13 protein-coding genes are annotated in these 14472 nt (G+C 58.1%); 5 read left to right on the forward strand and 8 right to left on the reverse strand.

Annotated features, from left to right (window positions below; genetic code table 11):
- Window positions 1-389 precede the first annotated feature (389 nt).
- Window positions 390-509: a MarC family protein gene (locus tag PMI34_RS28670; protein ID WP_238538747.1), complete on the reverse strand. Its 120-nt coding sequence runs from the start codon at window positions 507-509 to the stop codon at window positions 390-392.
- A 147-nt stretch (window positions 510-656) separates the two neighbouring features.
- Window positions 657-2243 (reverse strand): GMC family oxidoreductase, encoded by a 1587-nt coding sequence (locus PMI34_RS24575; RefSeq protein WP_008046251.1) that lies wholly within the window; start codon window positions 2241-2243, stop codon window positions 657-659.
- A 177-nt stretch (window positions 2244-2420) separates the two neighbouring features.
- On the opposite strand from PMI34_RS24575, the gene PMI34_RS24570 reads away from it, so the two are divergent.
- Entirely contained in the window at window positions 2421-3380 is a 960-nt protein-coding gene (locus PMI34_RS24570) for an AraC family transcriptional regulator (protein ID WP_238538748.1), read from the forward strand.
- Between the two features lie 4 nt (window positions 3381-3384).
- Here PMI34_RS24570 and PMI34_RS24565 read toward each other — a convergent pair whose 3' ends face one another.
- The gene (locus PMI34_RS24565; RefSeq protein WP_008046256.1) at window positions 3385-4350 is read right to left on the reverse strand and encodes a LysR substrate-binding domain-containing protein; all 966 of its coding nucleotides are present in this window, start codon (window positions 4348-4350) and stop codon (window positions 3385-3387) included.
- Window positions 4351-4489: 139 nt separating this feature from the next.
- Here PMI34_RS24565 and PMI34_RS24560 point away from each other — a divergent pair, with 139 nt between their 5' ends.
- From PMI34_RS24560 to PMI34_RS24545, 4 genes are all read left to right on the forward strand, one after another.
- The gene (locus PMI34_RS24560; protein ID WP_008046258.1) at window positions 4490-6865 is read left to right on the forward strand and encodes a crotonase/enoyl-CoA hydratase family protein; all 2376 of its coding nucleotides are present in this window, start codon (window positions 4490-4492) and stop codon (window positions 6863-6865) included.
- Between the two features lie 107 nt (window positions 6866-6972).
- Complete coding sequence (locus PMI34_RS24555) at window positions 6973-8430, forward strand: coniferyl aldehyde dehydrogenase (RefSeq protein ID WP_008046260.1); 1458 nt, start codon at window positions 6973-6975, stop codon at window positions 8428-8430.
- Between the two features lie 54 nt (window positions 8431-8484).
- Window positions 8485-8871, forward strand: coding sequence for a tautomerase family protein (locus PMI34_RS24550; RefSeq protein WP_008046262.1), 387 nt, complete (start codon window positions 8485-8487; stop codon window positions 8869-8871).
- 95 nt (window positions 8872-8966) lie between these two features.
- Window positions 8967-9758 carry an enoyl-CoA hydratase/isomerase family protein gene (locus PMI34_RS24545; protein WP_008046264.1) on the forward strand — a complete coding sequence of 264 codons (792 nt, stop codon included), beginning with the start codon at window positions 8967-8969 and terminating at the stop codon, window positions 9756-9758.
- Here the strand turns inward: PMI34_RS24545 and PMI34_RS29580 are convergent.
- The 5 genes from PMI34_RS29580 to PMI34_RS24525 form a co-directional block, all read right to left on the reverse strand.
- The gene (locus PMI34_RS29580; RefSeq protein WP_443216114.1) at window positions 9745-10056 is read right to left on the reverse strand and encodes a hypothetical protein; all 312 of its coding nucleotides are present in this window, start codon (window positions 10054-10056) and stop codon (window positions 9745-9747) included. The two genes, PMI34_RS24545 and PMI34_RS29580, sit on opposite strands and share 14 nt — an antisense overlap.
- 73 nt (window positions 10057-10129) lie before the next feature.
- Window positions 10130-10960, reverse strand: coding sequence for an alpha/beta fold hydrolase (locus PMI34_RS24540; RefSeq protein WP_008046266.1), 831 nt, complete (start codon window positions 10958-10960; stop codon window positions 10130-10132).
- A gap of 286 nt (window positions 10961-11246) precedes the next feature.
- Window positions 11247-12203 carry an MBL fold metallo-hydrolase gene (locus PMI34_RS24535; RefSeq protein WP_008046268.1) on the reverse strand — a complete coding sequence of 319 codons (957 nt, stop codon included), beginning with the start codon at window positions 12201-12203 and terminating at the stop codon, window positions 11247-11249.
- Window positions 12204-12343: 140 nt separating this feature from the next.
- A complete protein-coding gene (locus tag PMI34_RS24530; protein WP_008046269.1) occupies window positions 12344-13546 on the reverse strand; it encodes an NAD(P)/FAD-dependent oxidoreductase in 1203 nt (400 codons plus the stop codon).
- A gap of 244 nt (window positions 13547-13790) precedes the next feature.
- Entirely contained in the window at window positions 13791-14183 is a 393-nt protein-coding gene (locus PMI34_RS24525) for a response regulator transcription factor (RefSeq protein ID WP_008046270.1), read from the reverse strand.
- Window positions 14184-14472: the final 289 nt, after the last annotated feature.

Consider the following 14472-nt stretch of genomic DNA (forward strand, 5'->3'; position numbering starts at 1 on the left):
CGGGATTAGTTGACCACTACAGATACGTCCGCAGAGCCGCGCTGGTTAATTCGGCAGAGCAGAGCGGGAAGCGGATCATTGGGAAGGGTGAACATGGCATTTCCTCCATAGAGAAGGAAAGCATAGACGGGGAATGGGCGAAGGATGAGACCTGCTGCAATCGGCGAGCTGGTATTTGAGTCTGAACAAAACGTGACTGCTTGCGCCTTGCCCGGACGGTTACGTTAATGCAGAAAGTGATGGAATTATCATCCACACAAGGGCTGCTTCTGGCCGTTAGCTACCCCTCGTGAAAAGCAGCTTCACGCCCTGAGGAAGTCAGTCAACCAAAATCGAGGTTCTTCAGGAGCGGTGAACCACGCTTCCTCAAGGCATTCAAATAGGTGGTTTCATCGTAGAGCATCCTTGTCTTGCAACAGACCCAGGAACACCGGGATGGCTTCCAAAGGATTGATGATTGCCAGCAGGGTAGTGAACATGCCGAAGAACAGGGTGAAGCAGGCGTTCATGGATGATCTGCCCAATCGCGTGGTTGACCGATTTACCTTGGCTGATCAGGAGCAAATCACCTCAAACCACTGCCGCACTGTTCGGAACGTGTGTACCGAAACCGCTGACCTCCAGCAGCAACGCCGAAGGTCGATTCGTCGGCAGGATCACCTGCTCGCGGACACCCAGTCCGCCGCGCGTTCGGCGATCATGATTGAAGCGGCGTTGGTGTTGCCGCCCACCAGCGTCGGCATGATCGAGGCATCCACCACCCGCAGCCCCTCGATGCCATGCACGCGCAATTGGCTGTCCACCACTGCATGCTCGTCGTTGCCCATCTTGCAGGTACCGACCGGGTGATAAATGGTGTCGGTACGCTGGCGCAACAGTTCGATCAGCTGTTCATCGCCGTACAAGCCCGCGCTGAACATATCCTTCAAGCCATAACGCGCCATCGGCGCTTGTTGAATGATGTTCCGGGTCATGCGGTAGCCCGAGAGCAGGGTCTCGACATCTTCGTCATGCCCGAGAATGTTCGGGTCGATGCGCGGTGGGGCGCTCGGGTCGTTTGATTGCAAACCGACGCTGCCGATGCTCTTGGGCCGTAACACGCAGACGTGGCAACTGAAGCCGTGACCCCAGTGCAGCTTGCGGTTGTGGTCGTCGATCATCGCGATCACCGAATGCAGCTGGATATCCGGGCGTGCAAGTGTGGCATCGGTTTTCAGGAAGCCACCACCTTCGGCGAAGTTGCTCACAAAAGGGCCGCGCCGATGACGGGCATAGTCGATCAATGCCTTGCCCATCTTCACACTGCCGCGCAGTGAGACACCCATCAATGACGTATCCTGGCTCCTGTAGCTGAGCACGACATCCGGATGGTCCTGCAGGTTTTGCCCGACACCGGGCAGTTCGTGCTGCACCGTGATGCCTTGGGGTTTGAGTTCCTCTTGCGGGCCAATCCCAGAGAGCATCAGCAATTGTGGGCTGCCGAAACAACCGGCACTCAGCAGGACTTCCCGGCGTGCTTTTATGGTCTGACGATTGCCCTTGAGGCGCAGCTCGACACCGACGGCTTTTTTGCCTTCGAGCACAATGCGTTCGGCCGCGGCCGAAGTCAGCACCGTGAGGTTCTTGCGCAGGTGTCGAACCGGTTTGAGGAACGCGGTGGCCGTGCTCCAGCGCCGACCGTTGCGGATTGTCACATCGAACTGGCCAACGCCCTCCTGGTCGACGCCATTGAAGTCGGGATTGTGGCGGTGTCCGGCCATCTGCCCCGCCTCGATGAAAGCTTGCGTGACGGGATGCATCGGATTCCTGCCGACATAGAGTTCGCCTTGCGCCCCGTGGTAGTCGCATGCGCCGCGGTGGCTCATTTCACTCTTGCGAAAGTACGGCAGTACATCGGCGAACGACCAGCCGGGATTGCCCAGCGCCTGCCAATCGTCGAAGTCACTGTGGTGGCCACGGATATACACCATGCCGTTGATCGAACTGCTTCCGCCCAGTACCTTGCCGCGTGGCTGGTAGCCGCGACGTCCGTTCAAGCCGGGCTGCGGTACTGTGTGAAATGCCCAATTGACGTGTCGGCTGGGCAGGATCGCCGCAACGCCCACCGGGGCATGGATCAATGGCGAGCGGTCTTCCGGACCGGCCTCCAGCAAACATACCGTGATATCGGGGTTTGCACTCAAGCGGTTGGCCAGGACACAGCCGGCTGAACCGGCACCAATGATTACGTAGTCGAATTCCATCACACAATGATCCCGAGCGAGCGAACAGGGGCTGCTTCACCAGGAAGCAACAAAGTTACCTGGGACCGATTGTTGGCTGAAGGTGTTAGAAAATTATTGACCTCTCATGCCAATTATTTGATCTTTGACGACATGACTACATTGATCAGGACAAGCTCGTTTACCGGATTCCGTGAGGTGGCAAGCCAGCTTGGCGGGCAAGCCGACCTCATGCTCGAACGCTTCCGCATCCATCCGGACGTGCTGATGGACGAGGAAGCACGGGTACCGTTGCGTTCACTGGTCGGGCTGCTGGAGTTTGCCGCACGAGAGCTGGATTGCCCTGATTTTGGCCTGCGCATGGCCGAGTACCAGGACTTGCACGTCTTGGGGCCGATTGCGGTCATCGCTCGAACGTGCGCAACGGCAGGGGAGGCGTTGGAGCAAATCATCCGTTTTATCGGTTACCACAGCCCGGGCATCCAGCTTGATCTGGACCTGAGCGAGAACCACGCGCCGCGCCTGTTGATCGATATCCGCCTGACCGGACCGACCCCGCGACGGCAAATGGTGGAGCTGGCAATGGGGGTGGCGCATAACGGTATGAAGTTGCTGTATGGCGACAACTTCGTTGCCCAGGCCGTTCTGTTTTCCGCCAATCACTCAGTGGCTCAAGCACGGTACCGGCGCTACTTCAAAACCGTGGTGTGCACCGGTCAATCCTGTAACGCCCTGGTACTTCGTGACGAACAACTCAATCAGCGGATTGAACAGCAGGCCCCCTACCTGCATCGCGCACTGGAGCAGTATTTCCAGCAGTTCGACTTGCAAGCGACGTCGGATGTTGTCAGCCAGGTCGAGCGCCTGGTATTGCGCATGATGCCGATACAGCGTTGCCGGTTGCCATTGATTGCCGAACAACTGGGCATGCACGTGCGTATGTTGCAGCGAAGGCTGGCCGAGCAGGGGCGAAGCTTCGATGAAATAGTCGAGAGCCTGCGGCGTGACCGTGCCGACCACTATCTGGCAGAGCGGCACATGCCGATGTCCCAGGTTGCCGGTCTGCTCGGCTATAGCGAACAGAGCGTGTTCAATCGCGCTTGCCAGCGCTGGTTTTCCATGTCGCCGGGAGCCAGGCGCCGTCAGTTGTTCGAATGAAACGTTATCGATCTTCGTGCGGGACCTGATGGCTGGCGAAGTCGAGACCGTCGCCGAAATTGCCGCTATTGCGAATCACAGCCTTTAACCAGCGCCGCAGCCGCAAGACTTTGGGAGACATCTCATTGCCATTGAGACACAGCAAGCGGTAAGCCGACACTCGCTCCAGCTTCTCCTTGAAAGGCAGGACCAATTGGCCATTCTTCAGGTGCTTTTCGATAAGCCCCAGCGGAGCCATCATCAACCCGTGGCCGTCAATGGCCGCCTGCAAGCCATCACTCAGGCTTTCAAAAAGCAGCTCACGCTGGGGCGGGATATCCATGCGTCCTGCGGCCTGATTCCAAAGCGTCCAGACGCCAGGCGCCTGGGCTAGCGTAATGCGCGGGATACTCTCGATACGTTCCCCGGCAACGAGTCTTGCCGCGATTTGCGGTGCACAGACAGGCGCACCGGATACATCCGCCAGTTTTTCGGAAAATACGTTGAATCGGGTTTGCGTGGTGTGGCGAATGGCGATATCCAGCTCGCGGGCTTCCAGATCGGCCAGTCTGGATGAAAACTCCATATGCACGGTGATATCCGGGTTCTCCTGCTCGAACTGCGCCATGCCCGCACTCAGATAGGTCGCCGCGAAACTGGGCGCCACACTGATGCGTAAAGGGCTGGTGTCACTGGCTTGTTTGACCGCCTGAAGCCCGATAGAGATTTCGGCCAGCCCCCGGCTGACGTGAAGTTGCAGCTTGCGACCGCTTTCGGTCAATTCGATTTGCCGATTGCGTCGAACAAAAAGCGCCACACCCAACACGCCTTCCAACCTTCGAACCTGGTGACTGATTGCTGAAGGCGTCAGGTGAAGGAACGTCGCGGCCTCTTGAAAGGAACCCAGCCGCGCAGCCGCTTCAAAAGCATTGAGCGCGGGTAGTTGTCGCACGCTCTCCGCAGGAATGAGGATCTTCTTTTCACGTGACATTTTGTCATCCAAGTAAAACCAATGTCGTTTGTCGAGCTCACGACCCCGCTCGTACTGTGGTTCACGAGTCGATGACCCGTCAGGCGCACCAGCGTGCCTCGGAACACGCGATGACCAATACCACGAGCGGGGTAAATACATGAATTCATTTCTGTCGCAAAGGCCTTTGGAAGTACCAGCCGGTTCCTTTGCCGGGCTATTCCTGGAGCGAATCCAACGCTACGCAGACAACCCGGCGCTGATCGACGGGCTGAGCGGTGAACAACTGACCTATGCCGAACTGTCCCGGCATGTGCGTGTGCTTGCCGGCAATCTGATAGAGCGCGGTCTGGAGCCTGGGGAGGTCACCGCCATCATCGCGCCGAACAGCATTTGGTTCCCGGTAGCTCTGTACGGTATAGCCTTCGCCGGCGGCGTGTACTCCACACTCAATCCCATGTCCTCGCCAGAAGACGTGCGAGAACTCCTCAAGCTGGTTGAGGCCACGCGTGTGATCGTCACCCCGCAAGTCTTCGAAAGGCTACGCGACACCTTGATCACGTTGCAGTTGAAAGACATTTTCGTGCTGGGTGAGTCCGCGGGCCTCACGCCGTTTTCCTCGTTGCTGGTGGGCAAGCCTCTGGCCGAAGAGCGCTGCCGTGATGTGCAAAAAGACCTGTTGGCCCTGATGTTCTCCAGTGGCACCAGCGGCTTCCCCAAGGCGGTGATGCTCAGCAATCGCAACTACGTTGCGGCGACCGAGCAGGTGACCGCCGCCCAGGTTTTCTGCAGGTCCGATACCATCCTGGCGGCGCTGCCGTTCTTCCATATCTATGGACAAACCAGCTTCATAGGCTCGGCTCTTTCTCAGGGAGCGCGCTTGATCGTGCTGCCAGCTCTCGACCTGGAAGTGACTTTGCGCGTGATTCAGGATTACAAAATCACTGTCGCTCCGGTCGTTGCGCCCGTTGTCTTGCAGTTTGCCAAGCATCCTTTGGTCGATCACTTCGACCTGTCGAGCCTGCGGCTGGCCATCTCCGGTGCCTCACCCATCAGTGCCGACTTGCTGAAGAGCGCCGCCGATCGATTGAAAGTGCCGGTGCTCAACGGCTGGGGCCTTACCGAATCCACCACCACCGGAGCTGTTTCCGAGCCAGGCATGCCGAAAGAGGCCGAAGGTTCGGTCGGCCGGGTGATGCATGGCATAGAGGTGCGGGTCGTGGAAATCGGCGGCAGCCAAGACGTGGTGCCAGGTGCGGATGGCGAGCTGCTGATACGCGGTCCCAACGTGATGCTCGGCTACTTCAACAATCCGACGGCAACCACCGAAACGATCGATGCGCAGGGCTGGCTGCGAACCGGAGATGTAGGCCGGATCGATGAGCACGGCAATCTGCGTATCATCGACCGCGCCAAAGAGTTCATCAAGTTCAAAGGCTTCCAGATCAGCCCGGTCGAACTCGAAAGTGTGTTGTTGATGCACCCCGCGGTGGCGGATGCCGGCGTCGTGCCCAGTCCTGATACCGAATCCGGTGAGGTTCCCAAAGCCTTCGTTGTGCTGCGCTCACCTGTGACCGAAGCCGAACTGATCGACTTCGTCGCACAGCGTGTAACCCCCTACAAGAAACTGCGCGACATCGAGTTCATCGACGCCATTCCGAAAAACCCGGCAGGGAAAATCCTGCGGCGGATCCTGGTACTGCGCGAGCGCGAAAAACGCGAAACCCATGCCGCGTCCGGCGACCGTCTTGAGGATCGAGTCGTTATCACTCGCCACGGTAATGTGCTGTCGATCTGCCTGGACCGTCCGCGCAAGATGAATGCCTTCGACCGCGACATGTTCATCGGCCTGGCCAAGGCCATGGCGATCTACGAAGACGATCCAGGCCTGCGTTGTGCGGTATTGCATGCCAACGGCCTGGTCTTCACCTCGGGCATGGACATCGTCAGCACTGCGCCTCTCGCCGCGCGGGGAGAGTTGCGTATCGGCGATCCATCGCTGGTGGATATGCTCGAAATCGACCCGGCCGTTCGCCGCCGGAGCAAACCGGTGGTTCTCGCCGTTCATGGCAAGTGCATGAACCTGGGGGTGGAGCTGGCGGCAGCGGCGGACATTGTTATCGCCGCGCAAGATGTCACGTTCATTCAGCGCGAGGTGGCAGTCGGGTTGTTCCCGTTCGGTGGTGCCACCGTGTTCTTGCCGGCAAAAATCGGTCTCGGTAACGCGCTTCGCTACATCCTGACGGCGGAAGAGTTCGATGCACAGTCCGCTTGCCGGATGGGGCTGGTGCAAGAAGTCGTACCGCAGAGCCAGCTGATGACACGCGCTTTCGAATTCGCACGGCTGATTGCGCAGAACTCACCGTCCGGCATCAACGCTGCGCTTGCGTCAGTGCGCCTGGCCCGTGAAAAAGGCCCTGAGGCAGCGCTCGCAACACTGCTAGGTGAAGTCGCCCGGTTGACCGGTGCAGCGGACTTCAAAGAAGGGGCCGCGGCCTTCCTGGAAAAACGGGCGCCAAACTTCAAGGACCTGTGAGTGCCACACCTGCTGCATTGAATCCTTTGCAATGAAAGGGGAGCGGCTGCGCGACAAGCGTGGCCAAACCCGTTGCCGTTTCTCAATCACTACACAAGGACCTCAGCATGAGTGCCCTACATTTGGCCCAGCCCATCATTCCTCCCGCCATGCAATCCTGCTTCGAGCAGCAACGCGCCGCCTACCTTGCCACGCCCGAGCGCAGCTATGCCCAGCGCGTGGAAGACCTCAAGAAGTTGGCGCAGATGCTGAAAGACAACCGCAAAGCACTGATCGAAGCGATCAACCAGGACTACGGCAACCGCTCCACCTTCGAGACGCTGTTCGCCGAGTTTTTCGTCGTGCTGGGAGATATCAAGTCCACCATCAAGCATCTGAAGAAATGGATGAAGCCACAGAAGCGCCACATCGATCTGATGGTCTACCCCACCTCCAGCAACCGCGTCATTCCCCAGCCGCTGGGCGTGGTCGGCGTGATCGTACCCTGGAACTTTCCGCTGATGCTGTCGTTCGGGCCACTCTCCGCCATCTTCGCCGGCGGCAACCGGGCGATGGTCAAGATGTCGGAAAACTCAAACAACCTGACGCGTCTTCTGATGTCCATCACACCGAAGTATTTCCCGCCGCAACAGCTTCAGTTCTTCGAAGACAGCGGCGCCAATGGCTCGGTGGGCCCGGCTTTTTCCTCGATCCGCTTCGACCATCTCTTCTTCACGGGTTCGGGTCAGACCGGCCGCGCCGTGATGGCGAACGCTGCGCGCAACCTGACCCCGGTGACACTGGAGTTGGGCGGAAAGTCACCCGCCGTAGTCGCGCCGGATTTCCCGATGACCCTGGCCGTCGATCGCATCATGTGGAGCAAGGCCTTCAATGCGGGCCAGATCTGCACCAACGTCGACTATGTCTTCATTCCCGCCGGCTCCGAGGCGGACTTCGAACGCGAAGCCCAACGGGTCATAGCCGAGCGCTACCCCGATATCAATCATGCCGATTACACCTCCATGATCGACCAGCGCGCTTATGACCGCATGCAGGCCACGCTGGATGACGCTGTGGCCAAGGGCGCGCGCGTGGTCAATCTTTTCCCCGACCAGACGCCGGACAAGACCCTGCGCAAATTCCCGCTGACCCTGGTATTCAACGTCAGCGACGACATGCTCATCATGCAGCGCGAGATCTTCGGCCCGCTGCTGCCGGTCAAGACCTATACCACTCGCGAAGAAGTGGCTGGTTACATCAACCAGCACGACAGGCCACTGGCGCTGTATCCCTTCACCAGGGACCGCGCCCTGCAGGACTACTACGTGACCCACATCATGTCGGGCGGCGTATGCATCAACACCGCGCTGCTGCACGTGGCTCAGCACGACATGCCCTTCGGCGGCGTCGGCGCCAGCGGTATGGGCCAATACCATGGTTACGAAGGCTTTCAGACCTTTTCCAAAATGTGCCCCGTCTATCGTCAGGGCTTCTTCGCTGCCACCAATTTGATGCTGCCGCCCTACGACAAGGGACCGCTGAAGCCCAACAAGCTGATCGAGCTGATCATCAAGTTGAAGGGCTGAAGCGGTAAGCCCTGTGCCCCTGACTGTTCCATAACGTCTTCAAAGGAGTTTTCCGTGCCCCTCTATGAATGCCAGACCGTCAAAGGAACGCTCAGCGAGCGTCAACGCAAATCGCTGGCCGAGTCCATCACATCCATTCACACCAAGGAGACTGGCGCGCCGGCCAGCTATGTGCACGTGCTATTCAAGGAGCTTGAAGTGGGAAGCGCATTCACCGCCGGCCAAGTCGCGGCCCCCGCGATAATTCGCGGCCAGATACGTGCAGGACGACCACAAACGACGCGCCACGCCATCCTGCGCGCAATCACCGACGTTTACATGGCAGTCACCGGGGCCGATGCGAATGCTGTGGTCGTGGCAGTGGTCGACATTCCCGCTTCATGGGCCATGGAAGGCGGTCATATTTTCCCGGAACCGGATCAGCCCCCTGAAGTGACATAACACGCTTACCTGCGACGAAAACATTTCCGCATTTTTTGACGGCCGATAACTTTGTGATCGCCGTACGCGCCCCTTACAAAAAGGAATCACTCATCATGTCCAACGAAAAACCCTTGTTGATCGCGCGTCACGGCGCCGTTATGTCCATCAGCATCAATGACGCACCGATAAACCGAATGAGCTTCGCCTACATTGACGCCCTGGAAGCGGCGGTTGAAGAGGCCGCCACCGATTCAAGTGTACGTGCCCTGCTTTTCACGGGTGAAGGCGAGGCCAATTTCTCCGTTGGCATGGACCTCAAGGAGGCGATGCGCGAGGTTCCAGCCCGCGGTGGTTGGGACACTGTGCTTGACCAGCGCCTACGCGTTCTGGCGCGCATCGAGTCCCTGGGCAAACCGTCCGTTGCCACCCTGTTCGGCTACTGCCTGGGTGGCGGGCTCGAACTGCCCCTGGCCTGCCATTTCCGTCTCGCCGCCGATACTGACACTCAGATAGGTCTCCCCGAGATGGATCTGGGAACCGTGCCGGCATGGGGCGGTTCGGTGCGTCTGACTCGCTGCATTGGTCGTGACAACGCGCTCGATATGGTGTTGCGTGCCCGCAGGATTGACGGTCATGAGGCCTTGCGCATGGGGCTGGTGCGTTCCGTTCACCCAGTCGCCGAACTCAAGACAGCAGCGATGGCGCTGGCGCAGGAACTGGCTGAGAAGGCACCGCTGGCCGTGGACGGTGTACTGCGCTGTATCGTAGGCGCCGACGAGAGGACGCTGGACGAAGGACTGCGTGAAGAGCGCAAGGCTTTCCTGGACTGCGCGGCGAGCAAGGATCAGGCTGAAGGTGCACGCGCCTTTTTCGAAAAACGCAAGCCGGTATTTACGGGCAATTGACCCTGTGAGGGATGGTGGCCCGGAGTTGTACCCATGATTTTTTGCCTATGCGTTTGAACTGTTTTGTTACCTGTGTGGGTGAGTCATCCCCGTCTTTTTTCTTGTCTTTCTTTTCGGAAGATTTCGAAAGAGCCGGGGCCGCAGCTGATTTCTTTGCCGGTGAAGACTTTTTGTCTTTCAATTCCTTGCTGGCGTTCGCAGCTTCACCTTTGCTTTTCTTCTCGTCTTTAGCTTTTTTGACGTGTCGAGATAGGCTTTGGGTGCCAAAGTCTGCTTCTGGCCGGTTTCTGCCTGTCAGCAAGATTGAAATGATCGTTGATCCAGGATCAAACACCGCGACGGCGATCAGACCGCCGTCACGGCGTTAGTGCTCAACCGCGAATGAACGCCAACAAATCGGCGTTGATCTGATCCGCGTTGGTAGTCGGCATACCGTGAGGAAAGCCTGGGTACGTCTTGAGCGTGGAATGCTTCAATAGTTTGGCCGAGAGCGGCGCAGAGTCGGCAATCGGCACAATCTGATCATCCTCTCCATGCATGACCAGTGTTGGCACCTGAATCGTCTTCAGATCTTCGGTGAAGTCGGTCTCGGAAAACGCTTTGATGCAGTCGTAATGAGCTTTTGCACCGCCCATCATGCCTTGACGCCACCAGTTGTCGATTACGCCTTGTGAAACCTTCGCCCCGGGTCGATTGAAGCCGTAGAACGGCCCCGACGGCACGTCCAGGTAAAACTGCGCGCGGCTGGCGGCCAGTGCCGAACGGAACCCGTCGAACACTTCCGGAGGCAAACCGCCGGGGTTCTTTTCTGACTTAACCATGATGGGGGGAACCGCGCTGATCAGTACGGCCTTGGCAACGCGTCCCGGTTTGGCTCGAGCGGCGTAGCGCGCTACTTCACCGCCACCGGTCGAATGGCCGACATGGATCGCCCCTTTAAGGTCGAGCGCATCGGTCAGCTCGATGACATCGGCGGTGTAGGTGTCCATTTCGTTGCCCACCCACGTTTGGGTCGAGCGCCCGTGACCGCGGCGGTCGTGCGCGATCACCCGATAGCCTTTGAGCAAGAAAAACATCATCTGGTTGTCCCAGTCGTCCGCGCTCAATGGCCAGCCGTGGTGAAACACGATGGGCGTCGCGTCTTTCGGACCCCAATCCTTGAAGTAAATCCGGGTGCCGTCTTTGGTCGTAATGGAGTTCATGGTGTGCATCTCCTTGTGATCTGGTTTGTGTTGGGTTGTAGAGGGCTTGTTAGCGGCCTGCGTCAACCCGGAAAAACTGGAAAGCGGAACCAACAAACTGGCGGCCACTACTGCTGAACTTGTCAATATGGCCCGACGCTGGAGATCTATTTCCTGATTGGAGTCTTTCATTGGCGGTCTCTCGATCTATTTTGTTGCTCAGGGAGATTCGCGCCTCGGCCCATCCTCTACACCCCTGTGCGAGCAGGCGACTTGGCTTGGACGCAGGCACAAACCCGACAAGCGATCAGTAGTCCCAGAAGGCCGCTACCCAGCGAAAAGCGTCACCGTCCACCGCCACCCGGCCAACGGAGGGGAACGGCAGGTGAGTAGCCACGAACAGCTCACCGCTCGCCGCCGCCTCTTGCATAAGGCGGACACGGACGCGAATCGATTCCTCAGGGTCATGTTCAAAGCCGTTATGCCAGTCGGGGTGTTCGAAGGCGACCGGGAACAGGGCGTCGCCTGCGAAGGTCAACCGCTCACCGCCGGATGTCACGTAGACCACACTGTGCCCCGGGGTGTGGCCGCCGGTGAGCTTGACGACCACGCCTGGTGCCACCTCGTACTCCTCCTCGAACGTGCGCACCTTGCTGCGGTATTCGTTAATGAACTGATTGGCCGTTGCCCGCAGAACGTCCGGCACAGGCGATGGCATGGCGGTGAGGGAGAAATCGGGCGACTCCCAGAAAGCGACCTCGGTGGCTGAAACGTGGATACGAAGATCCGGACGCAGTTGGCTCTTCACCTCATCGACAAGCAGCCCGCCAATATGGTCCATGTGCATGTGGGTGATCACCACGTCGGTCACGGACGCAAGATCGATACCGGCGGCCTTCAGTCGTTTGGGGAACTGCCCGGCCCGCGGAAATCCGGGGAATTGCCCGCCCAGTCCAGCGTCGACGAGGATGAGCTTGTCGCCACTGCGCACAACAAGTACGTTCAGCGCCCAATCAAACGCGTCCGGTCCCAGGAACATGTCCTTGAACCAGGCCGCGCGGGCGGCTGGGTCGGCATTGGTGGACATTGTTTCGGTTGGCAGAGGCAGCACCCCATCGCTGACCACCAGCACGTCAATCTCGCCGATCCGCAGCGCATAGCGTGAAGGAACCAGCTCTTCGAAGCTCATGTTTGACTCCAGCTGACTGTTGCTTTTCTGATGCGTTCCATCCTTTTGGGTGAGGTAGTTCAGATGCTGTGTCATGGTCGTTCTCCTATTGCTTGGGTCAAGAACTTCAGGCGAAAGCCGCTCTCGGCGCGAGAGCGACGGATTTCCTCGAGAGGTACAGCGATGCCCGGCGGAGCTCGCGGTGCTGGCACGAGCGACACGTTCAGGCAGGGTCTTCAGGCCACCGGAATCATCGGGTCTGCTGCAGCCAGGGCGGTGACCCGATCAGCTGCAGGCGGGTAGATCCACAGAGTGTTGATCTGCGTCTTGAGCTCTTTGGCCGGTTCCTTGACCAGCTTGAGCTGGCGATCCCAGCCTTCGGTAAACACCGCGCCCCAGGCGCCCAGATCGAGGCAGGTCACGTACTTGGGCTGACGATAGGGGGTGGGCGCGACACCTAGCAGGTCCGCAGCGACGTTGTTCCCGGCATGACGGCCTAGAGAGATCGCATGCTGGCAGGACATTGCTGCGAAGTTGCCGAGGTCGTCGGTGGCGGCATAGGCGACGTCTCCAGCAGCGTAGACATGCTCCTGGCCAAGCACCTTCAGGTTCTCATCGACGTGCAAGCGTCCCTGAGCATCACGAACGCTGGACATCTGTCCGGTGAGCGGGCTCGCGCGAAAACCGACAGTCCAGATCACGGTATGGCTTTCAATGCGACGACCATCGGCGAGGGTAGCGCCGTTGGCATCTACCGCAGCCACACTGGTGTTGAGCACCCATTCGATACCCAGGTGTTCAGAGGCCTCGACGATCGACGGGCGAATCTCATCCCCCATGGCAGCTGCGATCCGAGTACCTCGGTCGACGATGATCACGCGGATGTCCTGATTGTCACCGAGTATTGATCGCAGGCGTGCCGGCATCTCGGTGCCGGTCTCGATGCCGGTAAAACCTCCACCTGCAACGACTACAGTGTTGCGGGCAATGCTGACGGGGCGGTTTTTGAGGGATTTCAGATGGCTCTCCAGACGCACCGCCGATTCGATCTGATCAACATCAAAGGCATGGGAGCCGAGGCCTGGCACTGCCGGGCGGGATAATTGGCTGCCAGCCGCCAGTACCAGACGGTCGTAGGTCAACGTGCACCAACGGCCAGCCTCATCGCGGTAGCCAACGGTCCTTGCCAGTTCATCAATGTGTTCGGCGGTGCCTTTGATGAAACGCACACCTACCGAGTCGAACAGCCCGTCCAGGGGAGCGAACATTTTGTGTACGTCGCTTTCATAGAAACGGGGGCGTATGCGCAATTGCGCCTGGGGCGCCAGCAGTGTGATTTCCACGTCGCTACGACTGTGCTTATCCAGTAGGCGGGCGGCGCTCAATGCACTCCATACACCACCGAACCCCGCACCAATAACCAGAATATGCTGTTTCATCAGTTGTTCCTCAAAAAAGGTTTTCAATGTTCTTGAAGTTGTTCTTCAAGTTTGGTGGAGCGATACACAGGCGTCGAAAGTTAAGGCATCTATGTTGAGTTCAGCAGGTCGCCCGCTGTGGATTCATGTTATTTCTGGATTCTTTCCGGCGCACTTCTACATCGGTTCAGAAAATCCATACGTCAGTGGTATGGGGATATACGAAGGTTTGTATTGGATGCAGAAGAGGGCGTTCAGAGTGCTTTCAGTTTTGCGGGAGGAGGGCTGTTTCGATGAAGCTCAGAAGCTTCTTGGTTTCACAAGGTTTAGGCAGGCAGGCAATCGGCGCAGACATATCGCTGCCAAGGGAGGGGACGGCTTCAGGGTAAGCCGTGATGAATAGAGTGGGAATGTGAAGGCCCATCGCGACGAGCTGCTTATGAAGCTCCAAACCGCTAATTCCCGGCATCTGGATATCGGAAACAAGGCAATGTGTCTGAGCGGGGTCATTCGTGTTGAGAAACGCCAGAGCACTGCAATAAGTTTTAACTTTGTAACCAGTGGATCGCAACAAACTTTCAAGCGCTGTCCGAACCGAGTCGTCATCATCGACGATTGCGATAGTCATTGAGTTGCGTATTTGCGTATCTTGTTTCATGTGGGGCGCTCGTGACAGCTTCTGCCGTTACTACAACATACGCCAACTTATAAGGCATAGAAGTATACCAATGTATGATCTGCTAAGACCAAAGTGTAGATGTTCTACTTGAGCGTTCAATGAAATCACCCAGGTTAGTCTTGTGCTACGGAGTCGCGATTCATTTTAGAAAAATCGCGTGTCCGGTTTTGCAAGAGATCTGGGTATACCCATGTACAAGGCGGCACAACCAAGGGATGCATCGGTTGAACTCAGGTACAAGTGACGTCTTGCCGTTGGCCTGCATAAG

The sequence above is a fragment of the Pseudomonas sp. GM74 genome, from assembly GCF_000282455.1.
Classification (GTDB): domain Bacteria; phylum Pseudomonadota; class Gammaproteobacteria; order Pseudomonadales; family Pseudomonadaceae; genus Aquipseudomonas.